Raw genomic sequence first — 22594 nt, 5'->3', positions numbered from 1 at the left:
TGAGCGCAGCGAGGAGAGCTCATGACCACGCAGGACCCGGTCCGGGAGACCTCGGACGCCATTCCGGCCGAGCCCGTCGCGCCGGCCCGGGAGACCGTGCCCAGCGACTGGGCCGACGGCGTGGACACCGTCCCCCGCGCCGGCGGCACGCCCGGTGAGCTTCAGCCGTACGCCGAGCTGGGCCTCCGGGACGACGAGTACGACCGGATCCGGCAGATCCTCGGCCGCCGGCCCACCCAGGCCGAGCTGGCGATGTACTCGATCATGTGGAGCGAGCACTGCTCCTACAAGTCCAGCAAGGTGCACCTGCGCCAGTTCGGGGAGAAGGCCCCGCCGAGCGACCGGCTGCTCGCCGGCATCGGCGAGAACGCCGGCGTGGTCCGGGTCTCCGACGAGCTGGCGGTGACCTTCAAGGTCGAGTCGCACAACCACCCGAGCTTCGTCGAGCCGTACCAGGGCGCGGCGACCGGCGTCGGCGGCATCGTCCGGGACATCCTGGCGATGGGCGCCCGCCCGGTCGCGGTGATGGACCCGCTGCGTTTCGGTGCGGCCGACCACCCCGACACCGCCCGGGTGCTGCCCGGCGTGGTCGCCGGCATCGGCGGCTACGGCAACTGCCTCGGCCTGCCCAACATCGGCGGCGAGGTCGTCTTCGACCCCTGCTACCAGGGCAACCCGCTGGTCAACGCCCTCTGCCTCGGCGTGCTGCCGGTCAACCGCCTGCAGAACAAGGCCGCCGCCGGCCCGGGCAACGTCGTGGTGCTGATGGGCGCCAAGACCGGCCGGGACGGCATCGGCGGCGTGTCCGTGCTGGCCAGCGCGACCTTCGACGAGGGCAGCGAGCAGCGCCGCCCGTCGGTGCAGGTGGGCGACCCGTTCACCGAGAAGCTGCTGATCGAGGCCTGCCTGGAGCTGTACGACGGCCAGCTGGTCGTCGGCATCCAGGACCTGGGCGGCGCCGGCCTGACCTGCGCGCTCACCGAGACCGCCGCCGCGGCCGGCACCGGCATGCGGGTCTGGCTGGAGCGGGTCCCGCTGCGGGAGCCCTCGATGGAGCCGCACGAGATCCTGGCCAGCGAGTCCCAGGAGCGGATGCTGCTGGTCGTCGAGCCGGACAAGCTGGAGGCGGTGCTCAAGACCGCCGAGAAGTGGGGCGTGCTCGCCACCGCCATCGGCGAGGTGACCCCGCCCGCGCCGGACGGCCAGCCGGGCCGCCTGCTCATCACCTGGCGGGACCACCTCGTGGTCGACGTACCGCCGGGCTCGCTGGTCGACGACGGGCCGGTGTACGCCCGCCCGATGCGCGAGCCGGCCGACCTGATCCTGCTCCAGGCCGACCGCGCGGAGACGCTGCCCCGGCCGAGCGACCCGGAGGCGCTGCGGGAGACCGTGCTGCGCATGATCGCGTCGCCCAACCTGGCCGACAAGACCTGGGTCACCGAGCAGTACGACCGGTACGTCCTGGGCAACACCGTGCTCGCCCAGCCGGAGGACTCGGGCGTGATCCGGATCGACGAGCGCACCGGCCTCGGCGTCGCGCTGTCCGTCGACGGCAACGGGCGGTACGCGCGCCTCGACCCGTACCACGGCACGAAGCTCGCGCTGGCCGAGGCGTACCGGAACGTGGCGGTGACCGGCGCGAAGCCGATCGCCGTCACCAACTGCCTCAACTTCGGCTCTCCGGAGGACCCGGGCGTGATGTGGCAGTTCGCCGAGGCGGTCCGCGGCCTCGCCGACGGCTGCGCCGAACTCGGCATCCCGGTGACCGGTGGCAACGTCAGCTTCTACAACCAGACCGGAGCGGCGGCCATCCACCCGACGCCGGTCGTGGGTGTGCTGGGCGTGCTCGACAACGTGGCCGACCGGGTGTCGATGGGCTTCGCCCCGCGCGGCAGCGGCGAGCACGACCAGATCTACCTGCTCGGCGAGACCCACGTGGAGCTGTCCGGCTCCGAGTGGGCGTGGGTGACCCACGAGCACCTCGGCGGCGTACCCCCGCAGGTCGACCTGGCCCGCGAGCGGGCGCTCGCCGACCTGGTGGCGGAGGCCGCGCGGGTCGGGCACCTCAGCTCCGCGCACGACCTGTCCGACGGCGGTCTGGCGCAGAGCCTGGTCGAGTCCTGCCTGCGGAAGGGCGTCGGGGCCCGGATCGCCGTGCCGGAGCGGTTCGAGGGCGGGTCGATGCCGTTCGTCTTCCTGTTCAGCGAGTCCGCCGGCCGTGCGCTGGTCTCGGTGCCGCGCGGGCACGAGAAGGCCTTCACGGCGCTGGCCGCGGAGCACGGCGTGCCGTTCGAGCTGATCGGCGTCACCGACCCGGCCGGCGGAGCGCTGGAGGTGCACGGCCAGTTCCGGATCGGCCTGGACGAGCTGCACGCCGCCCACAGCGCCACCCTGCCCCGCCTCTTCGGCGGGCCGGAGGTCCTGGAGCGGGACGCCCCGGCGGCCGGCGTGGCCGGCGCCGTCGAGGCGGCGCCGCTGCCCACCGGGACCGACGCCGAGCCGGTGGACCCGGCCGAGGTCGTGAGCGAGCCGATCGCGTCGTCCGGCCCGGACCCGGTGACCGGCGCACCCGAGCCGGTCGCCACGCCGTCGGCGGAGGAGTCGACGGACGAGCCCGCGGCCTCGGGCGGCGTCGGCTCGCCGGGCGGCGTGATCGCCACCCCGCCGGTCGAGACGGCCGAGCAGTTGGCGGCGACCGACGACGCCACCGGGACGTCCGACCCGGACTCCGGTGACTCCGAGCAGCCCTCCACGCCCGACAAGCGCTGAGGCGTTGGCCGCCGCCGTCTACGCCCAACCCGGATCGGGTGCCCGGTTCGAGTGGGGGTTGGCGGGGGCGGCCGAACTCGGCCGCGTCTGCGCGGCCCTGGTGGTGGTGGACGTGCTCTCGTTCACCACCGCCGTGGAGGTGGCGGTCGCCCGCGGCATGCGGGTGCACCCGTTCCCGTGGGGCGAGCAGGCCGCCGAGTACGCCGTTCGGGTCGGCGCCGTCGCCGCGGTCGGCCGCCGGCGCACCACCCCGGACCATCCGTGGTCGCTGTCGCCAGCGGCCCTGAGCATCGCGCCGGCCGTCGCCGACCTGGTCCTGCCGTCGCCGAACGGCTCGGCGATCAGCGCCGCCGCCAGCGCAACCGGCCGGCCGGTCGTCGCGGCCTGCCTGCGCAACGCCCGCGCCGTCGGGCGTTGGCTCCGCCAGCAGGGGTACGGCTCGACGGACGCGCCGATCGGCGTCATCGCCGCCGGGGAGCGCTGGCCGGACGGGTCGTTGCGCCCCTCGGTGGAGGACCAGCTCGGCGCCGCCTGCGTCCTCGACGCGCTCTCCGGGGTGCCGGGCGGCCTGTCCGTCGAGGCGGCCGTGACCCTCGCCGCGCTGGCCAGCACGCCGGACGTCCCGGCGGCCGTCCGGGGCAGCGTCTCCGGCCGGGAACTCACCGAGAGCGGATTCACCCGGGACGTGGACATCGCCGTGGAGGTCGGTGTCTCGGACGTGGTGCCGGTGCTCCACCGGGGCGTCTTCACCCACGCCTGACCGCGCCACTCCCAGTTGGTGGCGGCGCAGGATCGCGCTGAATCCGGGATGTAGTTGCCTCGTGCGGCGTGCGAAGCCACGACAACCGGATCGAGCGCGATCATGGTGCGGACGTGCTGAGGGGCCGTCCGATGCCGGACGGCCCCTCGACGTTGTCGTGTTCTCGGTGTCAGTCGTCCAGCCAGTCCAGGCGGCGACCGCCCCGGTCCTGCGGCGGGCCGTCGGGCCGGCCCCGGCCGGCCTGCGCCGGGTCGCCGTAGCCGCCACCGTGACCGCCCTGGTCGTAGCCGCCGCGCTCGTCGTAACCGCCACGCTGGGCCGGGGGCTCCTGGCCGTAGCCGCCCTGCTGGCCGTACCCGCCGCCGTAGCCGCCCTGGTCGTAGCCGCCGCGGTCGTCGTAGCCGCCACGCTGGGCCGGGGGCTCCTGGCCGTAGCTGGCCTGCTGGCCGTACCCGCCCTGGTCGTAGCCGCCCCGCTGGTCGTAGCCACCGCGCTGGTCGTACCCGCCGGTGGGCTCGCCGCCCTGGCCATAGGGTGCGGGATCGGCCTGGCCGTAGCCGGAGTCCTGCGGGTACGTGCCGGTCGCGTACGGGTCGGCCGGGGCCGGGTACTGCGTGGAGTCGCCCTGGTAGCGGCCGGTCGGCTCGTCGTACCGGTCGCCGTAGCCGGGCGCGCCGCCGGGAGCCGGCGGGTAGCCCGCCCCGGCCGGTGCGCCGGCGGGAGCGCCGTAGTTGTTGCCGCCGTACCCGCCGCCGGAGGAGGGCGTGGTGCCGTAGCCGCCGCCGGACGACGGGGCGTTGCCGTAGCCGCCTCCCGAGGACGGGGCGTTGCCGTAGCCGGGGGCGCCGTAGCCGGCCGGTGCGGGCGGCTCGTCGCCGTAGCCGTTGCCGGCCCAGCCACCCTGGCCGGCGGGAGCGCCGTACTGCTGCGGGGGAGCGCCGTACGGGTCCGGCGGGACGTCGTCCACCACCGGGCGGTGCATCATAGTCGGGGCGTCGCTGAGCGCGGCGCCGCCGACCATCGTGGGAGCCGCGCCGGCCGGGTTGACGACCCGGGTGTGGTCGTCCGCCCCGCGGTACGCGCCCCGGGCGGCTGGCACGGCGCCGGCGGGAGCCGCCCCGCCCTCGTCCTCGTCGCCGTTCTCCTTGCGGCGCATCCACAGCAGCACGATCGTGCCGACACCAGCGGCGACCAGAAGACCGCCGAGCAGGATGATCAGCAGCGAGCCCATCCCGCCCGAGTCCTCGTTGCTCGCGTTGGTCTGGGCGCCAGCGGCGGCGTCGGCCGACTCCTCGGTGCCCTCCTCGGCGACCTCCTCGGTGGGCGCCGCCTCGGCCGTGGCCGACGGCGTGGCGCTCGGCGTCACCTCGGTCTTGATCGCGAGGGCGATCCGCTGGCCGGTGATGGACTGCCCGGCGGAGGCGTTGAAGCTCTTGGTGGCGTAGATGTTGTCGAAGCTCGCGCCGATGTCCAGCCGGCCGGGCGCGATCGGGTTGCTGGTGCTGCCGGTGAAGCGGAAGTTGCCGTTGTCGTCGCTGATCGTGTCGAACTTCTTGCCGCTCGCGTCCTGAAGGATCACCACGGCGTTCGGCACGGCGTCGCTGGTGGCCTGGTTGACGACCTTGCCGGAGACCGACCGCACGGTCTGCGTCGGCTGCGGGGCGGCCTTGGCGACCAACGTGACCGTCGTGGACGCCTCGTTGGACGATTTCACCACGCCGTTCGAGTCGGTGGCCTTCACAGTGATCTGGGCAGATCCGCTGGCCGCGTCGTCAGCCAGCCTGAAGGTGGCGTCGTAGGTGCCGCTGTCGGTGACGCGGGACCGGGAGCATCCATCGACGCAGTCAAGCTTCGGGTTGTTCGAGGTGAAGCTCACGTCGGCGGGCGATCCGGTTTCGTCGAAGGTGAGCCGGTAGCTCACCTTCGTCGTTTTCCCGGCTTCGACCGAGCTTGGCGACGCGGACACGTTCGTGACTTCCGGTGCCGCGAGAGCCGGGGTCGCGGGGACGGTGAGCAGGGCGCCGACAACCAGCGCCACGACCACACCGGCCCGCTGCTTCCAGGCACGTCGGTGTGTTGACACGTCCACCGCCCTTCCGGACTGACCTACTCCACGGCTGGCGGGCGCCGGGCCGGGGATCATCACGGTACGAATACGCCGTCGGCAACTATGCCTTGTCTGACCGGATCAGCGCGACCCAGGGCCGGCGTGATACGCACTGCGCGTGCGTCGTATCGTCCCGTCGTGTCCTCTCCGCACGTTAAGTCCGCCGCGGTCGCGGCGGCGTTGTCGGCGCTCGACGAGGGGCGTACGCCCGATCGGCCGGTGTTCCGAGGGGCGGTCCGTGCCCTGTTGACCGCCCTCGCGGAGCGCGCCCCCGGCCGATCGGTGGAGGTGCGTGTCCCACCTTACGGTGCAGTTCAGTGCGTTCCGGGTCCCCGACACACCCGCGGCACCCCACCGAACGTGGTGGAGATGGATCCGGAGACCTGGCTGCGGGTCGCGACCGGCCGTCTCGACTGGGATTCGGCGGTCACGGAGGGTCGCGTACGGGTGAGTGGGATCCGAGCGGACCTCTCCGCGTACCTGCCGCTCTAGCTGCGGCTACTCCGACCGGGCGGTAACGGCTCGCAGCCATTTCGTGACTTTCTGTGGCGACTTCTGTTCGCGTACACTGTCAGGCGACGACAGTGGTCCCGGCCGAGGAGTGCGGATCCCGTGATCCCGCCAGGCCAGTCCAGCATGAGGGAGCGGCAGGTGCCCCGAGGCGATGGCCGGCTGAGCCACGACCTTGATCCCCAACGTCCCGGCCCCCAGGACGCGTGCGGCGTCTTCGGCGTCTGGGCACCCGGCGAGGAGGTCGCCAACCTGACCTACTTCGGGCTGTACGCGTTGCAGCACCGAGGCCAGGAGGCGGCCGGCATCGCGGTCAGTGACGGCTCGGGCGTGGTGGTCTACAAGGACCTCGGCCTGGTCGCCCAGGTCTTCGACGAGCCGACCCTGGCCAGCCTGCGCGGGCACGTCGCCATCGGCCACGCGCGCTACTCGACGACCGGCGCCTCCAACTGGGAGAACGCCCAGCCGACGATCCGGGCCACCACCGCCGGCACGACGATCGCGCTGGCCCACAACGGCAACCTGGTCAACACCGCCGACCTCCAGCGGGAGGTGGGCGAGCGGGGGCTGGTCGCCGACGGCGCCACCAATGACACCTCCCTGGTGACGATGCTGCTCGCCAGCCGGCCCGACCTGTCGGTCGAGGCCGCCGCGCTGGAGGTGCTGCCCCGGCTGCGGGGCGCGTTCAGCTTCGTCTTCATGGACGAGTCGACGCTCTACGCGGCCCGCGACCCGCACGGCGTGCGCCCACTGGTGCTCGGCCGGCTGGAGCGCGGCTGGGTGGTCGCCAGCGAGACCGCCGCCCTCGACATCGTCGGCGCCAGCGTGGTCCGCGAGGTCGAGCCCGGCGAGCTGATCGCGATCGACGAGGACGGGCTGCGCTCCACGCGGTTCGCGCCGCCGGAGCCGAAGGGCTGCCTCTTCGAGTACGTCTACATCACGCGTCCGGACGCCACCATCGCCGGCCGCAACGTGCACGCGGCGCGCGTGCAGATCGGCCGGCAGTTGGCCAGGGAGCACCCGGTCGAGGCCGACCTGGTGATCCCGGTGCCGGAGTCCGGCACGCCGGCCGCCATCGGCTACGCGGCGGAGTCCGGCATCACCTACGGCTCCGGCCTGGTGAAGAACCCGTACGTCGGGCGGACGTTCATCCAGCCGTCGCAGACGCTGCGCCAGCTCGGCATCCGGCTCAAGCTCAACCCGCTCCGCGAGAACGTTCGCGGCAAGCGGCTGGTCGTGGTCGACGACTCCATCGTCCGCGGCAACACCCAGCGGGCCATCGTGCGGATGCTCCGCGAGGCCGGTGCGCTGGAGGTGCACGTCCGCATCTCCTCCCCGCCGGTGACCTGGCCGTGCTTCTACGGCATCGACTTCGCCACCCGGGCCGAGCTGCTCGCCAACGGGCTGGACAACGAGGGCGTCCGCCGGTCGATCGGCGCCGACACCCTCGGGTACGTCTCGCTCTCCGGTCTCATCGCGGCCACCGAACAGCCGAAGAACCGGCTCTGCCGGGCCTGCTTCGACGGCGAGTACCCGATCGAGCTGCCGGCCGCCAACCTGATCGGCAAGCACGTGCTGGAGGGGGTCGGCCGGCGCGTCACTGCCGAGACCTCCGAGCAGCACACCCCTCCGCTCGTCGCCGTCCCGGGCGGCGCGACCCACCACCGCCCGTAGCACCACCGGGTGCGGGCACCGCCACCATCGGACCCGTACCGGAACCACCAAAGGGGAGAACCGTGACTCACGTGTCCGAGCGCAGCGGCGCAGGAAGCAGCCCGACCGGCGCTGGCGGCGACCGCCAGCCCTGGACGGCCGGCACCGGCCGCCCGGCGCGCAAACGCTCGGTCTCGTACGCGGACGCCGGCGTCTCGATCGAGGCGGGTGACCGCGCGGTCGAGCTGCTGAAGTCCAAGGTCAAGCAGACCCGGCGGCCCGAGGTGATGGGTGACCTGGGCGGCTTCGCCGGCCTGTTCCGGCTGGACACGAAGAAGTACAAGAACCCGATCCTCGCGTCGTCCACCGACGGCGTGGGCACCAAGCTGGTCATCGCGCAGCAGATGGACATCCACGACACGGTGGGCATCGACCTGGTCGCCATGGTGGTGGACGACCTGGTCGCCTGCGGCGCCGAGCCGCTGTTCCTGCTGGACTACATCGCCACCGGCGAGGTCGTCCCGGACAAGGTCGCCGAGATCGGCGCCGGCATCGCCGACGGCTGCCGGTACGCGGGCTGCGCGCTGCTGGGCGGCGAGACCGCCGAGCACCCGGGCGTCCTCCGCCCCGACGAGTACGACATCTCCGCCACCGGCGTCGGCGTGGTGGAGGAGAGCGAGATCCTCAGCTCGGAGCGGGTCGAGGTCGGCGACGTCGTGATCGCGATGCGCTCGTCCGGCCTGCACTCCAACGGCTACTCGCTGGTCCGGCACGTGCTGCTCGGCGCCGGCCGGATGCGGCTCGACGTCGTCATCGAGGACTTCGGCCGCCAGCGCACGCTCGGCGAGGAGCTGCTGACCCCGACGAAGATCTACGCGCAGGACTGCCTGAAGCTGATCGCCGAGGCGGACGTGCGGGCGCTCGCGCACGTCACCGGCGGCGGCATCCCGGGCAACCTGGTCCGGATCCTGCCGGAGCACGTCGACGCGGTGGTCAACCGCGCCACCTGGAAGCCGCAGCCGATCTTCGACCTGGTGCAGTCCAAGGGTCGGATCGAGGACGCGGAGATGGAGGCGACGTTCAACATGGGCGTCGGCATGTTCGCGATCGTCTCGGCCGAGGACGCGGACCGCGCGCTGGCCACCCTGACCGGCCGTGGCGTCGACGCCTGGCAGGCCGGCGAGGTCATCGAGGGCTCCGGCAACGTCCAGATGATCGGGCAGCACACCCGCGGGTGATCACGCTCCGGTGATCGTACGGGCACCTGATCAGGGCTTCACCCGAGTGGCCGTCGCCGCCTAGCCTGAAGGGCACCCTCAACGCTGCCGGGCACGCCTGGTGCCTGGACAGCTCTTCAGGCACGGCAGAGGAGGGCGATGGCTGCTCGGGGACAGTCGATCGACGGGATGCGTGGCCTGGCCACCGTCCCGACGTACGTCGTGATGCAGCCCACCACCCTCTGCAACCTCGACTGCGCGTACTGCTATCTGCCGTTCCGGGCGGTCGACCGGCGCATGCCGGTGGCGGTCGCGGAGGCGGTGGCGACGTCGGTCAACCCGTGGGCGCGGGCCGGCCGGTTCTCGGTGGTGTGGCACGGCGGTGAGCCCCTGGCCGCCGGCTGGGAGCACCTCGCGGCGCTGATCGCCCCGTTCGGGCCGGAGGTCGAGCACCACGTCCAGACCAACGCGACGCTGATCGACGACGCCTGGTGCCGGTTCTTCGCCGAGCACCGGATCCGGGTCAGCGTCAGCGTGGACGGGCCGCGGGAGCGCAACGGTGACCGGGTCACCCGGGGCGGGCAGCCGGCGTACGACCGGATCGTGCGCGGCGTCGATGCGCTGCGCCGGCACGGGCTGCCCTTCTCGGCGCTGGCCGTCGTGGGCCGCCCGGAGCCGGGTCTCGCCACCGAGCTGTACGACTACTTCCTCGACCTCGGCCCCGACGTGCTGGGCGTCAACATCGAGGAGACCGAGGGCGTCAACACGCGGGACAACAGCCACGATCCGGCGGTGGTGACCGCCTTCTGGGCGGAGCTGGTAGCGGCCTGGCGCCGGGACCCGCGGATCCACCTGCGCGAGGTCGAGTGGTCGCTGCGGTACGCCGCGGCGGTGCTCGACGGCACCGCCGACGACCTGCTGCCCCGCCGGCTGGATCCGATCCCCACGGTCGGCCACGACGGGTCGGTGACCGTCCTGTCGCCGGAGCTGGCCGGCTTCGCCGATCCCCGGTACGGGGACTTCAGCAGTGGCAATGTGCTGGTCACATCCCTGGCGGAGATCCTCGCCGGCGCCGAGGGGACGCCCTGGGTCGGCGAGTTCCTCACCGGTGTGGAGGCCTGCCGCACGTCCTGCCCGTACTTCGGTTTCTGTGGCGGCGGCCACGCCGCGAACCGCTACTTCGAGCTGGGGCGTTTTGACGGTACGGAGACCGAGCACTGCCGCAACAGCAAGATCCGCCTACTGGAGGGAGTGTTGGAGCATGCCCGAGACCACCGGTCACCGGCAGTCTGAGCGCGCGGCGGGGGCCGCCCTGGACGAGATCGCCGATCGCGTCCGCGCGGCGGGCCTGGGCCTGTCCGCGTTGCTCCACGAGGCGGAGGTCGCGCGACGGCTGCGCGCGGAGGTGGCCGGTGGCGACGGCGCCAGCGCAGTCTGCGCCTGGAACCACTTCGAGAACATCCCGACGTTCTACAACTGGAACAACCGCCCGCGCTGAGGCAGACCGCGATCAGGGACCTGCCGCTCGGCCGGAGCGCTCTCCGGCACGGTCAGGTCCCTGATCGCAGTCATGGCGCCGCTTCGATGGGCACATGCGTGAGCACGCGGGAGGTTGCCGCGTGCTCAGCTGCGACCGGAGGTCAGCGGGTCGGCCGGACCCAGGTGTCCGGGTCCTCGCCCGCGTGATCCTCATCATCGTCGTCGACATACTCTTTGTAGTCGTCGTCGAAGTTGTGCTCAGACTTACCAGCACCCGCCAGTTCGCGCTGCAAGGCGGTGAGGTCGGTGTTCGGGGAGTGGTACTTCAACTCCCGCGCCACCTTTGTCTGCTTGGCCTTAGCACGGCCGCGCCCCATGGCTCGACCCCCTCGCACAGAATGCGGGGCAGCCCGAAGGCGGGCCCCGATGACGTCAGGCATCTCTCGTGGCTCTTACGGTACATGGGGATGCCGCCGTTCGGCACCTCGGGTTACCGTCGACCGGCTCCGCGCGTCGCGGTGGTCCAGCCGTCACACAGTGTACCCGGTAAGGACCGGTCCCGTGTGCGCTCATGACACCGGACGAATCGCCTCGAAATACAGCTTAACGGCGTCAGCAGGGTTCGGAGGCCGGGGGCGGAACCGGCCGGCACCGCCCCCGGGCCCGGATCAGGGAAGGTGGATCGTGCGCAGCCGGCCGACCTCGGCCATCCGCCGCTCGGCCAGCCGGTCCGCCGCCACCGCCGGCGGCACGCCCTCGGCGTCGGCGAGCCGGAGGATCTCCCGCGTGGTGTCGTAGATCTTCGTGGCCCGCAGCTTGGCCCGCTCGAAGTTGAAGCCCTCGATCTCGTCGGCGACCTGGATCACACCGCCCGCGTTGACCACGTAGTCGGGCGCGTACAGGATGCCCCGGTCGGCGAGGACCTTCTCGATGCCCGAGTGGGCGAGCTGGTTGTTGGCCGCACCGGCGACCACCTTGGCGCGCAGCACCGGCACCGTGTCGTCGTTCAGGGCGCCGCCCAGCGCGCACGGGGCGTACACGTCGATGTCGGCGGCGACGAGCGCGGCGGCGTCGTCGACCAGCGCCACCTGCGGGTGGGTCGTGCGGGCCCACTCCAGGGCCTTCGGGTTGACGTCGGTCGCCACCACCTCGGCACCGTCGTCGAGCAGGTGGCCGACCAGGTACTTGCCGACCTTGCCCAGGCCGGCCACACCGACCCGCTTCCCGTGCAGCGTCGGCGCGCCCCAGACGTGCTCGGCGGCGGCGCGCATGCCCTGGAAGACGCCCCAGGCGGTGAGGACCGAGGAGTCACCCGCGCCACCGTGCTCGACGCTGCGGCCGGTCACGTACCGGGTCTCCCGGGCGATCACGTCCATGTCGGCGACGTAGGTGCCGACGTCGCAGGCGGTGTAGTAGCGGCCGCCGAGCGTCTCCACGAAGCGGCCGTACGCGCGCAGCAGCGCCTCGCTCTTGATCTGCTCCGGGTCACCCCAGATGACCGCCTTGCCGCCGCCCAGGTCCAGACCGGCGAGGGCGTTCTTGTACGCCATGCCGCGGGACAGGTCGAGCACGTCGGCGAGGGCGGCCTCCTCGCTCGCGTACGGGTAGAACCGGGTGCCACCGAGCGCGGGGCCCAGCGCGGTGGAGTAGATGCCGATGATCGCCTTGAGGCCGGTCTGCTTGTCCTGGCAGAACACGACCTGTTCGTGGCCGGTCGACCCCGGGTCGTCGGTGGTGGCGAATACGCCCATGACTCGCTCCTGGTGTGGTGTGCGGCCTTGTGGGCCGCGGACCTCTGGACGCCGGCGGGATGCTGCCGGTGCCGCTGAGCCTAGTATCGGCCGATGCCGTCCCGCCGTCCCCGGCGGCCGGCGTCCGTAGGCCGGGACCGGCGGTGGGCCGGGACCGGCCGTGGGCCGCCCGTGGCGCGTACCGGCGCGGTGCGGGCGGGGCTACGCGTCCGACTCGTGGGAGGATCGCGCCGTGCCGTCGCTCTTCGCTTCATACCTGCGCGTGTACGAACCGCTGACCGCCTTCGACCGCGACCGTCAGTCGTACTGGCGGCGCTACGTCGAGCAGGGGCGGGCCGTGGCCCCGGTGGAGGGCCCGGGACGGCAGCGGACGTCGGTGATCGAGGCGCTCGGTGCGGGCTGGACGCGCCTGCCGGACCTGCCCGACGAGGCGTACGTCCTGGAGACCGACGACACCCTGCTGGTCTGCCCGTGGAACCTGCGCATACGGGTGGCGGAGGCGGCGCTGAGCGCGCGGGACGGCGTACCTCCGGTGCTGGCCGACGCCTTCGTGCCCCCGGTGCTGGCCGGGCAGGCCAAGGCGGTGGTGGACGACTGGCGCAGCGGGGCGCGCGTGCTGGAGCACGGCGTACCCCGGGTGCACGAGCAGATCGCGACCTGGGGCGTACCGCTGCGGTGGTTCGTCCTCTTCGATCCGGAGGAGCGGCACCACGTGACCCGGCCGGGCCGGCGGGCGCTGCGGTACCGGACGGAGATCTCCAAGGCGCGCCGCCGCTCGTCGCGGGCGCTCGCGGTGCTGCGCAAGTCGGTCGGCGCGGCACCGATCACCGAGGCCGTGGAGGAGGCCGCCCGCTGGCTGGAGGAGTTCCACCCGCGGTCGGTGGTGGAGCTGGACTACGGCGGGCTGGTCGAGCTGCTCTCCGACGAGACGCTCGCCGCCGACGACTCGCCGGAGCTGGTGGCGGCCGGTCTCGCCGGGCTGTCCCGGGGCGAGGCGGAGGAGGCGTCGGCGGCGTACGACAAGCTGGTGGCGCGGTGGCGCGCGGTGCAGCTGCTCGAGCGGTGCAATTAGCGCCAAAACGTCCCAGTTACGCGAGGCTGCTTCGTAGTTGACGCATCACGAAGCGTGATCATGAGTCCGAATAAGGTACTTTCTGCCGTGTAAAAGTCGCATAATTCGGGCATGGTTCATCCGTCCGTCTAGGGACGTTCGGCCGTTCGGCCCATGTCGGACATCGGGGACTAGCCGGACCATGGGAGACGCGTCGGCCGGCGGGACCCCGGCCGATGTCTATACATGTGGAGGAGTGACCCATGGCATCGCGAACGCACGAACCGGAGCCGCTGCTCACGCCGGCCGAGGTGGCGTCGATGTTCCGTGTCGACCCGAAGACGGTGACCCGGTGGGCCAAGGCGGGCAAGCTGAGCGCCATCCGGACCCTCGGCGGACACCGTCGGTACCGGGAGTCGGAGGTCAGGGCCCTGCTGCAGGGGCAGATCCCGCAGCAGCGCCAAGGGGACTGACCGCACCGCAGTCAACCAGACGATGTGCGAAGGGCGGCGGACCGATCGGTCCGCCGCCCTTCCGCGTGTCGGCGCCCTAGTCCTTGAGGGTGACCCGGATGCCGACCGTGCCCTGCTCGCCCCGGCGCATCCGGCTCCCGAGCAGCGTGAGCCGGCCGAGCAACCGGTACTTCTCCTTGATCAGAGCCCGGACCCGCCGGGTGCCGGCCGGATCGGACAGCCTGGCGTGACCGGGCACCGCCGGCCCGTGCGGCCGGCCCCGGACGTCGCACGGCGCCACCGTCACGTCCCCGCTGCGACGGATCCGCTTCACCTTGCCGGAGTCGGCCACCGTCCACACCGCGAGCGCGTCGCCGTCACGGACCGCCCACACCGGCGTCGGCACTTCCCGACCGTCCCTGCGGAAGGTCGTGAGCAGGATGTACTTCTCCGCCGCGAGGCGGTCCAGCGTGGTCACGCCGCCAGGATACGGCTGCTGCGGCCGCGCGACCGTACGGTTAGCGTGAAGGGCGTGATCGGCGAGCCGTGCATCGGGGACGTGGTCGGGGAACTGCTGCGCGACACCCTCGCCGTGGCGACCGGGGTCGGCCCCCGACCGCTCGTGGGCGGTCGGCTACCCCGCCCGGTCATCGAGATCATCGAACGCGACGACGGCCTGATCAACGGCGCTCCGGCGGCGCACTACCTGGACGGGCCCGAGCACTGGCAACCGTACGACCACCGGGCGGTCGACCGGGCGCGCGGCGCCACCCTTGACGTGGGCGTCGGGGCGGGCCGGATCGCGCTGCTGCTCCAGGAGCGGGGCGTCCCGGTGACCGGGCTGGACACCTCAGCAGGCGCGCTCGACGTGTGCCGCCGCCGGGGCGTACGCGACCTGGTGCACGGCACGGTCGACGCGCACGTCGCCGACGGGCAGCGCTACGACACCTTCCTGCTGCTCGGCAACAACCTCGGGCTGATCGAGGGACGGGAACGGGCACCCGGCTTCCTCGCCGCCCTTGCCGCGCTCGCCCGCCCCGGCGCGCAGGTCATCGCCCACGGCACCGACCCGTACGGCACCCGCGATCCGGTGCACACCGGGTACCACGAGCGCAACCGCCGCCGGGGCCGCCTCGGCGGGCAGCTCCGGCTGCGGCTGCGCTACCGGGAACTGGGCACGCCCTGGTTCGACTACCTGGTGTGCTCGCCGGAGGAGCTGGCCGCGCTGGTCCACGGCAGCCCATGGCGGCTGACCGACGTGGACGACCGCGACGCCCCGTACTACCTGGCGACGCTCCGCCTGCCTGAACGGTAGGAGCGGAGGCTCAGACCTCGACGGTCGGCGGGAGCTGCTCGGGAGGAATACCGCCGTCGCCGTCGACCACCGTGTCCGGGGTGCCGTCCTCGTCCAGGTCGACCATCGTCACGTCCACCGTGCCGTCGCCGTCGGTGTCGAACTGGAACAGGTCCGGCTTGCCGTCCCCGTCGGTGTCCACCACCCACACGTCGGTCCGGCCGTCGTTGTTGGTGTCGGCGCGCAGCAGGTCCACGCGGTCGTCCCCGCGCGTCTCGACGGTCTCCGCGGCCGTGTCGACGGCGTCCGTGGTCTCCGGTGTCTGACTCATCTCGTCGTCCTCCCTCGATCGATGACCGGACAAGTACCCGTACCCTCCCGACGCCACGCCTACCGCGCCGGGGGACCGCCCGGACCGGACCGGGTGCGGGCCCGCCGGCCCATTGTGACCACGCCCTAATAGGGTCGCCGCATGAGCGAGTGGAGCAGGCGGAGGGGCGCGGGCGATCCCCGCGGCACCGCCAGAGGCAGGGAGGCGTCATGAACGAGCGCTGTGTCGTCGTCGGGGCCGGCACGATGGGGCTCGGGATCGCGTACGTGGCGGCCGGCGCCGGGTACGCCGTGGAGCTGGTCGAGGTCGACCGGGAGCGGGGCGAGACCGCCGTGGCGCGCCTGGGCGAGCTGTGGGACCGGGCGGTGGGCCGGGGCAAGCTGACCGCCGAGCAGGCCGCGACCAACCGGTCGCGGATGACCCTGCGTGGTGCGCTCGCCGAGGTCGCGGAGCGACCGGACGTCGTCGTGGAGGCCGTACCGGAGCGGACCGACCTCAAGCGGACCGTCCTGCGCGAGGCCGAGGCGCTGCGCCCGGCGCTGCTCGGCAGCAACACCTCCAGCATCTCGATCGCCGAGCTGGCCGAGGGGCTTGCGCGACCGGACCACTTCCTCGGCCTGCACTTCTTCAACCCCGTCTGGGCGATGGCGCTGCTCGAGGTCGTGGTCGGCCCGGCCACCGCCCCGGAGACCACCGACGCGGCCGTCGCGCTCGCCGGCCGGCTCGGCAAGGACCCCGTCGTCGTACGCGACATGCCCGGCTTCGCGACCTCCCGGCTCGGGGTCACGCTGGGGCTGGAGGCGATCCGGATGGTCGCCGACGGCGTCGCGAGCCCGGCCGACATCGACAAGGCGATGGTGCTCGGATACCGGCACCCGGTCGGCCCGCTGGAACTCACCGACCTGGTCGGCCTGGACGTCCGGCTCGACATCGCGCGCACCCTTCAGGCCGCGTACGGCGACCGGTTCGCGCCGCCCCCGCTGCTGGTGGAGATGGTGGCCGCCGGGAAGCTGGGCAAGAAGTCCGGGCAGGGCTTCTACCGCTGGGAGAACGGGGTCAAGGCGTGACGGGGCTGCGCGTCGAGGAGCACGCCGACCGGGTGGTCGCCACGCTGGACCGTCCGGAGAAGCGCAACGCCATCGACGCCGACCTGGTGCGCAGCCTGCACGAGCTGTGCGCCGAGCTGGAGGCGCAACCCCGGCTGCTGCTGCTCACCGGCGGCACCGACGGCATCTTCGCCGGCGGCGCCGACATCGGGCAGCTCCGCGAGCGGGGTCGCCTGGACGCGCTCGCCGCGATCAACTCCGCCGTGTTCGCCCGGATCCGGGCGCTGCCCATGCCGACCGTGGCCGCCGTCGACGGGCCGGCGCTGGGCGGGGGCGCCGAGCTGGCGTACGCCTGTGACCTGCGGGTCTGCACGGCGCGCGCGGTCTTCGGGCAGCCGGAGGTGCGGCTGGGGATCCTGGCCGGCGCCGGTGCGACCCACCGCCTGCCGGCGCTGGTCGGCGAGGCGCGGGCCAAGGAGCTGCTCTTCACCGGCCGGCGCGTGGACGCCGACGAGGCGCTGCGGATCGGCCTGGTCAACCGGGTGGTCGCCGAGCCGGCCGACCTGCTGCCGGCGGCCCACGGCCTGCTGGACGAGATGGCGAAGGGTTCCGCCCTGGCGCTGCGGCTCACCAAGCTGGCCGTGGACGCGCCGGCCGCCGCGCACCCGCACCTCGACCTGGTCAGCCAGGCGGTGCTCTTCGAGGACGAGGAGAAGCACCGGCGGATGACCGAGTTCCTGGAACGCCGCCGCGACCGCTGACACGGAAACGGCCGCACCGGTTCACCCGGTGCGGCCGTCGCGGTCCGTTCGACGGCGGCTCAGCGCCGCAGCTGCACCCCCGCGTCGGCGAGGGCGCGGATCACCGCGGCTGACTCACCGAAGCCGATGATCAGGACGGCGTCTGCCCCGAAGGACTTGATGTCCTGCGCACCGGCGGTGAAGTCGACCGGCTTGGCCTTCGCGTCCTCCGGCGGCTCGTACGTGAGCAGCTTCACCCGGTCGGCGCCCATGCCGGCCTTCTCCAGCTCGGTCCGGACGAAGCTCTGCAGGCCCTCGCCGTAGGAGTCCTTGCGGGCCACGATGGCGATCTTCTGCGGACCGTCCCGCATGATCACGTCGGCGAGCGCCCGGCCCTGCAGGCTGTCCGGCGGCGCGGTGCGGAAGTAGAGACCCTTGTCGTCCATGTCGGTGAGGCCGGCGTCGGTGTTCGACGGGGAGAACAGGACCAGCCCCGCCTTCACCACGTCCGGCAGCACCTCCCGGGAGATGCCCGACCCGCCCGCGCCGATGATGACGTGCACGCCCGCCTCGACGTGGCTGGCCACGGTGGCCTTGGCCACCGCCGGGTTGGTGCCGTCGTCGCCGTCGATCCAGGTGACCGGGTCGCCGAGGACACCACCGGCGGCGTTGATCTCCTTGATGGCGAGCGCGGCACCGGCCGACAGCGGCGGGTTGGCGATCGCGAGGTCACCGGTCTTCGGCAGCAGGCCGCCCAGCACCAGCGGGGAGCCGTCGTTGCGGTCGGCCGCGCCGGTGCCCTGCTTCTTCGGCCGCGGCGGGGCCTTGGTGCTCGCCGCCGACTCGATGCCGGCGCCGACGAACTCGGTCTTGCCGTCGTTGATCTGCTGCCCGTCGAAGTGCATCGTGGCGTAGCTGGCCGTGGACGGCTCACCGGCGTCGGTGAAGCCGGCCCGGGTCAGGGAGACGCTGCGGTACTCGATGTCCTGCCCCTTGCGGGCCAGATCCAGGCAGACGGCGGCTGTCTCGCAGCGCTGCCCGTTGTTGGTGACGCCCACGATCTGCTTCGCGATGGCGGCCGGGTCGGTGCTGCCGGCGAGCTGCGCGGCGAGCGCGCTGATCAGCACCGCGTCGTACGCTTCCGCCGAGTAGAGGAAGTCGGTCAGGTCTGGGTCGACGGCCAGCAACCGGCGCTTGAAGTCCTCTGGTAGCGGCGTCAGCGGGGTGGTGCCCTTCATACCGTCGACCAGACCGGCCCGCTCCTTCAGCTCTGCGGCGTAGGAGTTGAGCATGTTGCCGTCGGTGCCGTAGAGGCGCACCTGGGTGGTGGTGCCGCCCTCCTCGGGCTTGTCGGTCCCGCAGGCGCTGGTGGCGAGCAGGAACGTCGCGCAGGCGGCCAGGGTGGCTGCCCGCGAGGCGCGTGAGATGAGCATGGTCGTCCTTCCTCCGGCGAAGGTCCGCTGCGCAGATTAGCGTGCCGCGCTTCCACGTGGGACCGTGGCTGTGCCTCAATCCGCAGGTAGACCGCCTCGCTTACGGAGAGTGACGGCCCGGCGGGTGCTTGACGGCCCGTCCTACCGTGCCCTGCGTGACCGATTCACCACAGCAGACGCAGGACGACGCCGCAGCGGTGCTCCGCTCGGCGCTGGCCGGCGACGGGGACGGGGTCTGCGGCACCTTCGACGCCGTCGTCGACCGGTCCGGTCTGGCCGGCGCGTACGGGGTTGCGTGGTGTCTCGCCGCGACGATGGTGGGCGAGCCGGCCGCCTCCGGCACCTGCGCGCTCGACTTCCCCGGGATCGACGAGGCCGGCTACGACGCCCGCTGGGTGGCGCGCTTCGTCAGCGCGTACGCCAACTCCGACGCCGATACCGGCGCGGCGCTGTTCGGGGCGGCGGCGGCCGACGGGCTCCTGCCGGACTGCCTGCTCACCCTGGCCGGGTCGACGGTGGCCACCCTCCGCAGCCGTGCCGGGTAGCGCGGCGCCCGTCGGGGGGCGGGCGCCGCGCCACACCTCAGAAGGCGTGGTACGAGATCAGCGGCTCGTACTCGTACCGGAGGTTCTCGAAGCGAACCCGGAAGTTGACCCCGTCGCGCACGTTCGTCGCCACCACTTTCCAACCAGAGCGGGGCGGCAGGTAGGTCCAGTAGTTGCAGCTGTCCGTGCGGTCCACGAAGATCACACAGGCGTCGGTGCCGAAGTCGCTGGAGTTGCGGACGTTGATGTCCCGGCAGCGGCTCGTGGTGCGGAAGGGGCCGGCATCGCCGCCCCAGCCGCCGGTCGCGAAGTAGGTGCGCTTCGCGCCGCCGTAGCAGGTCGCGAGCGGGGCCGCCACGTTGGTGGCTTCGGCCGTGGCGGTCTCGGGGATCCCGTCCGTTCCGGGGGTGGCGCGGGCGGGCGACCCGACGGCGAGCACGGCCAGTGCCGCCGTCGTGGCCAGCACCCGGGTTGCCGGAGCTGACATGCGTGCCTCCAACTGCACATTGACCGTCCGTATCGGACGGTGTTGCGGGTCGTGACGATGGTACGCATCGATGTGTCACACCGTTGCCCCGCGGCCGTCGCCCGGCGTGGTAGGCCTGTGCACATGTCCGAGGCGATGCTGAGCAAGGTCCGCAAGCTGCTGGCCCAGGCGGAGGACCCGGCCTGCACACCCGCCGAGTCCGCGGCGTTCATGGCCAAGGCGACCGAGCTGATCGCCCGCTACGGCGTCGACCGGGCGCTGCTGGCCGCCCGCGATCCCGCCACCGACCCGGTCGGCGACCGGGTGGTCGAGGTCGTCGCCCCGTACGCCCGGGACAAGGCGGGCCTGCTCGCGGCCGTCGCCGATCCGCTGCGCTGCCGCTGCGTACGCCGCCGCCACGGCAGCGGCTTCGCGATGCACCTCTTCGGCTTCGCGAGCGACCTCGAACGGGTCGACCTCCTCTTCACCTCGCTGCTGGTGCAGGCCGCGCACGGCCTCGCCGGCACCCCGGTCCCGCCGGACGAGCACCCCGCCGCGTTCCGGCGCTCGTGGCTGGCCGGGTTCGCGCAGGTGATCGGGGAGCGGTTGCGCGCGGCGGAGGCGGAGGCGGCGACCGACTCGGGTGAGCCGTCCGTCGCCCTGGTCCTGGCCGACCGCTCCGACCGGGTGCAGCGCCGGCTCGCGGAGGTCTACCCGCGGCTGCGGACGGCACCACGGCGGCGGCTGGCCGGGACCGGGTTCCGATCCGGTGCTGCGGCCGGCCATCGCGCCGACCTGGGCGGTCGCGGTGTCACCACCGGCCCCCGCCCGGGTCTCGGCAGCTGAGGCGTGCGCTGCCGGCGCCGTACGGCGGTGCTGAGGCGGCGGCGCAGCCGTTGGGTGCGCCTCGTGGTGCTCAGCCGGCGGCGCGCTTCGTCACGAGGCTCGCGTAACGGGACAGCAGCTCGTGCCAGCCGGCGGTGAGCGCCTCGCGGTAGCCCTCCGCCGCCGCGCCGTGACGGTCGAAGTGCCGGTGTTCAAGCTCCGCCCGGGTGCCTCCGGACGGGTCCGGCTGGAACAGAACCTCGACTTCGCTGGCCTGGGCCGGGTCGGGAACCGGGACGCGGTCCGCGCCGATCTGCCAGGTGAAGACGAGCCGCCGGGGCGGGTCCCAGGTGAGCACACGGCCCCAGTCGTTCCGGAAGCCGTACGGGCCGATCTCGTAGAGCATCCCGCCGGCCCGGGGCTCCATGCCCAGCTCGGTGAGGAGACCGGGCCCTGACCACGTGTATTCCGTCACCCACCATTCGGTCATCGCACCGGTGAACAACTCGAATGCCTGCTCGGCGGAGGCGGGAACGAGGAGCGAGCTACGGAGCGAGAACCGTTCGACGTCCTGCCGGATGTCGGCGGGATCGACCATCTCCTGTCCCATAGGCCCGGACCATACCGGCTGATGCCCGGGTGTGCGACTTCGCGCGGCTGCCCGGTTCCGGACAGACCGGGACCGCTCCGGTACGGGATGGGCGGACGGAATGCGGGTAAGCGCGCCCGACGGTCCTTGGCAGCCGGCGGGGTGGAAGCGGAGCGGGGAGCATGAGTGACGAGAGGCAGCAGCGCGGCCCGGACCAGCCGGCCGACGGGCCGACCCGGTGGCTGAGCGCCGAGCCGGCCCGGCGGGACGTGGGTGGGGAACCGGCCCGGCGGGACGTGGGCGGGGCAGCGCGCCGGCGGGACGTGGGCTCGGAGCCGGACGTCCTGCTCGATGTGCCGGAGGTGTCGGTCGACTCGATCCGCCTGGCCGTGGAGGGACTGGACGCCGACCTCTCCCTGCGGGCCCGACTGGCCAACCTGCTCCAGCTCGACGCGGGTGTCCGCGTCCACCTTCAGAAGGTCGAGCTGGACATCACCGGGGTGCATGCGGAGGCGCTGCTCAAGGTACGCCTCGAGAAGGTGGGTGGAGATCCTCGACCGGGCGCTGAGCACCATCGATCGCAACCCGCAGATCCTCGATGCCCTGTCGCGGACCATCACCACTTCGATCGACGACGTGAACCGCGCCGCGCAGCAGGTCCTCCAGCACGGTGACCAGCTCTCGGCGACGGGCCGCCAGCTCGCCGGCGTTTCCGCCGAGGCGGTCCGCGCTACGGGTGACGTCGCCCCTGCCACCGCCGAGGCCGCCCGAGGCGTCACCGAGGCGACCCGCGCCGGCGAGGCCGCCCGCCAGGCTGTCGGTGGGACCGGCCGGGCTGCAGGCGGGGTGAGTCGGGCCGCGGGTGGGGTGAGCCGGCCCGCGGGCGGCCCAGGGGCCGCCCGCGGCGGCGGAGCAGCGGCTCGCGGGGTCGGCGGGCCGGGTGAGCCGGAGGGCGGTGGCGCCACCGACGAACTGGGCCAGCAGACGGGGGCAATTGGGGCCGTCGCCGACCGGACGCTCCGGGACCGAGCCGCCGAGCAGCCGGCTGGTGGTGGAGCCGGGCCGGGTGGCGCAGGTCGGGGTGAGCGGGGCGGAGACGCCGGACGCAGCCGAGGTGGAGCGGGCGGGGGACCGCAGAAGGAGCCGGGAGCGGGCGGGGGACCGCAGGAGGAGTCGGGCGAGGGACCGCCGAGCGCCGTGCAGCTGGCCGAGCAGGCCGGCGAAACCCTGCGGCAGGTGGGCCGCAGCGTGTGGGAGGCGATCCAGGGCGGGATAGGCCAGCGCCGGAACAACTGACCCGGGCGGCGTTTCCCTTGATCCGCTCGATGCCACCGGCATCGCGGCATCCGACCGTCCGGGAAGCCCCGATGCCGCCGATCCCGAGTCGATCTTGTGTACGTACCGCCGCGATCAGGCGGCTATCGGGGATCTCGGAAGACCTCGGCCCCTCCGGGGGCCGCAATCTTCCAAGGTGTGCGATCGACCTCGACGTCCCTCGGATGATGGCCGCATGAGTCCGGATGACCTGGACCGGGAAAGCAAGAGCGCCGACCGGCGTTTCCGCTGGTCGGCGCTC

General features: G+C 72.9%; 22 protein-coding genes and 1 pseudogene. 15 read left to right on the top strand and 8 right to left on the bottom strand.

Features of this window, described 5'->3' with window-relative positions; all coding sequences use genetic code 11:
- Positions 1–21: 21 nt before the first annotated feature.
- Positions 22–2769, top strand: coding sequence for a phosphoribosylformylglycinamidine synthase subunit PurL (gene purL / locus ACTMS0_RS03885; protein ID WP_441153667.1), 2748 nt, complete (start codon positions 22–24; stop codon positions 2767–2769).
- 4 nt (positions 2770–2773) lie between these two features.
- Complete coding sequence (locus ACTMS0_RS03880) at positions 2774–3529, top strand: 2-phosphosulfolactate phosphatase (protein WP_441153666.1); 756 nt, start codon at positions 2774–2776, stop codon at positions 3527–3529.
- Positions 3530–3698: 169 nt separating this feature from the next.
- Here the strand turns inward: ACTMS0_RS03880 and ACTMS0_RS03875 are convergent.
- Positions 3699–5644: pseudogene (locus tag ACTMS0_RS03875) on the bottom strand (hypothetical protein).
- A gap of 130 nt (positions 5645–5774) precedes the next feature.
- Here ACTMS0_RS03875 and ACTMS0_RS03870 point away from each other — a divergent pair.
- From ACTMS0_RS03870 to amcA, 5 genes are all read left to right on the top strand, one after another.
- Positions 5775–6128, top strand: a complete 354-nt coding sequence (locus tag ACTMS0_RS03870) for a sterol carrier family protein (protein ID WP_441153665.1) — start codon at positions 5775–5777, stop codon at positions 6126–6128.
- Between the two features lie 159 nt (positions 6129–6287).
- Positions 6288–7820: an amidophosphoribosyltransferase gene (gene purF, locus ACTMS0_RS03865; protein WP_441153664.1), complete on the top strand. Its 1533-nt coding sequence runs from the start codon at positions 6288–6290 to the stop codon at positions 7818–7820.
- 62 nt (positions 7821–7882) lie between these two features.
- A complete protein-coding gene (purM, locus tag ACTMS0_RS03860; protein ID WP_441153663.1) occupies positions 7883–9037 on the top strand; it encodes a phosphoribosylformylglycinamidine cyclo-ligase in 1155 nt (384 codons plus the stop codon).
- A 168-nt stretch (positions 9038–9205) separates the two neighbouring features.
- Complete coding sequence (amcB, locus tag ACTMS0_RS03855) at positions 9206–10309, top strand: cyclophane-forming radical SAM peptide maturase AmcB (RefSeq protein ID WP_441154003.1); 1104 nt, start codon at positions 9206–9208, stop codon at positions 10307–10309.
- Entirely contained in the window at positions 10278–10514 is a 237-nt protein-coding gene (amcA, locus tag ACTMS0_RS03850) for a multiple cyclophane-containing RiPP AmcA (protein ID WP_441153662.1), read from the top strand. The genes amcB and amcA overlap by 32 nt, the downstream gene beginning before the upstream one ends.
- Positions 10515–10656: 142 nt before the next feature.
- Here the strand turns inward: amcA and ACTMS0_RS03845 are convergent, their stop codons facing one another.
- Both ACTMS0_RS03845 and ACTMS0_RS03840 read right to left on the bottom strand, forming a co-directional pair.
- Positions 10657–10872: a DUF3073 domain-containing protein gene (locus ACTMS0_RS03845; protein WP_091624720.1), complete on the bottom strand. Its 216-nt coding sequence runs from the start codon at positions 10870–10872 to the stop codon at positions 10657–10659.
- A gap of 291 nt (positions 10873–11163) precedes the next feature.
- Positions 11164–12246 (bottom strand): Glu/Leu/Phe/Val family dehydrogenase, encoded by a 1083-nt coding sequence (locus ACTMS0_RS03840; protein WP_441153661.1) that lies wholly within the window; start codon positions 12244–12246, stop codon positions 11164–11166.
- A gap of 232 nt (positions 12247–12478) precedes the next feature.
- On the opposite strand from ACTMS0_RS03840, the gene ACTMS0_RS03835 reads away from it, so the two are divergent.
- Both ACTMS0_RS03835 and ACTMS0_RS03830 read left to right on the top strand, forming a co-directional pair.
- Complete coding sequence (locus tag ACTMS0_RS03835) at positions 12479–13318, top strand: hypothetical protein (RefSeq protein WP_441153659.1); 840 nt, start codon at positions 12479–12481, stop codon at positions 13316–13318.
- A gap of 242 nt (positions 13319–13560) precedes the next feature.
- Positions 13561–13770 carry a BldC family transcriptional regulator gene (locus ACTMS0_RS03830; RefSeq protein WP_007073996.1) on the top strand — a complete coding sequence of 70 codons (210 nt, stop codon included), beginning with the start codon at positions 13561–13563 and terminating at the stop codon, positions 13768–13770.
- Positions 13771–13846: 76 nt separating this feature from the next.
- Here the strand turns inward: ACTMS0_RS03830 and ACTMS0_RS03825 are convergent, their stop codons facing one another.
- Positions 13847–14227 carry a PPOX class F420-dependent oxidoreductase gene (locus ACTMS0_RS03825; protein WP_441153658.1) on the bottom strand — a complete coding sequence of 127 codons (381 nt, stop codon included), beginning with the start codon at positions 14225–14227 and terminating at the stop codon, positions 13847–13849.
- 54 nt (positions 14228–14281) lie between these two features.
- Here ACTMS0_RS03825 and ACTMS0_RS03820 point away from each other — a divergent pair, with 54 nt between their 5' ends.
- Positions 14282–15064: a class I SAM-dependent methyltransferase gene (locus ACTMS0_RS03820; protein WP_441153657.1), complete on the top strand. Its 783-nt coding sequence runs from the start codon at positions 14282–14284 to the stop codon at positions 15062–15064.
- Positions 15065–15074: 10 nt separating this feature from the next.
- Here the strand turns inward: ACTMS0_RS03820 and ACTMS0_RS03815 are convergent, their stop codons facing one another.
- Entirely contained in the window at positions 15075–15374 is a 300-nt protein-coding gene (locus tag ACTMS0_RS03815; RefSeq protein WP_441153656.1) for a hypothetical protein, read from the bottom strand.
- 209 nt (positions 15375–15583) lie between these two features.
- Between ACTMS0_RS03815 and ACTMS0_RS03810 the strand changes: the two genes are divergently transcribed.
- The gene (locus ACTMS0_RS03810; RefSeq protein ID WP_441153655.1) at positions 15584–16441 is read left to right on the top strand and encodes a 3-hydroxyacyl-CoA dehydrogenase family protein; all 858 of its coding nucleotides are present in this window, start codon (positions 15584–15586) and stop codon (positions 16439–16441) included.
- Entirely contained in the window at positions 16438–17181 is a 744-nt protein-coding gene (locus ACTMS0_RS03805) for an enoyl-CoA hydratase/isomerase family protein (protein WP_441153654.1), read from the top strand. The genes ACTMS0_RS03810 and ACTMS0_RS03805 overlap by 4 nt, the downstream gene beginning before the upstream one ends.
- Before the next feature lie 59 nt (positions 17182–17240).
- Here ACTMS0_RS03805 and ACTMS0_RS03800 read toward each other — a convergent pair whose 3' ends face one another.
- Positions 17241–18593 carry an ABC transporter substrate-binding protein gene (locus ACTMS0_RS03800; protein WP_441153653.1) on the bottom strand — a complete coding sequence of 451 codons (1353 nt, stop codon included), beginning with the start codon at positions 18591–18593 and terminating at the stop codon, positions 17241–17243.
- Between the two features lie 155 nt (positions 18594–18748).
- Between ACTMS0_RS03800 and ACTMS0_RS03795 the strand changes: the two genes are divergently transcribed.
- Positions 18749–19138 carry a hypothetical protein gene (locus tag ACTMS0_RS03795; RefSeq protein ID WP_441153652.1) on the top strand — a complete coding sequence of 130 codons (390 nt, stop codon included), beginning with the start codon at positions 18749–18751 and terminating at the stop codon, positions 19136–19138.
- A 37-nt stretch (positions 19139–19175) separates the two neighbouring features.
- Here the strand turns inward: ACTMS0_RS03795 and ACTMS0_RS03790 are convergent, their stop codons facing one another.
- Positions 19176–19625, bottom strand: coding sequence for a hypothetical protein (locus ACTMS0_RS03790; protein WP_441153651.1), 450 nt, complete (start codon positions 19623–19625; stop codon positions 19176–19178).
- Positions 19626–19748: 123 nt separating this feature from the next.
- Here ACTMS0_RS03790 and ACTMS0_RS03785 point away from each other — a divergent pair, with 123 nt between their 5' ends.
- Positions 19749–20450 carry a DUF2786 domain-containing protein gene (locus tag ACTMS0_RS03785; protein ID WP_441153650.1) on the top strand — a complete coding sequence of 234 codons (702 nt, stop codon included), beginning with the start codon at positions 19749–19751 and terminating at the stop codon, positions 20448–20450.
- Between the two features lie 70 nt (positions 20451–20520).
- On the opposite strand, the gene ACTMS0_RS03780 is transcribed toward ACTMS0_RS03785, so the two are convergent.
- Positions 20521–21039, bottom strand: a complete 519-nt coding sequence (locus tag ACTMS0_RS03780) for an SRPBCC family protein (RefSeq protein ID WP_441153649.1) — start codon at positions 21037–21039, stop codon at positions 20521–20523.
- Positions 21040–21561: 522 nt separating this feature from the next.
- Here ACTMS0_RS03780 and ACTMS0_RS03775 point away from each other — a divergent pair.
- On the top strand, positions 21562–22314 hold the full coding sequence (locus ACTMS0_RS03775; RefSeq protein ID WP_441153648.1) for a hypothetical protein: 753 nt from the start codon (positions 21562–21564) through the stop codon (positions 22312–22314).
- Positions 22315–22594: the final 280 nt, after the last annotated feature.

Origin of the sequence: Micromonospora sp. H33 (assembly GCF_052068455.1) — a bacterium.
GTDB lineage: Bacteria > Actinomycetota > Actinomycetes > Mycobacteriales > Micromonosporaceae > Micromonospora.
Note: the sequence above shows the minus strand (reverse complement) of the source record. Positions and strands in the feature narration are given on the sequence as shown.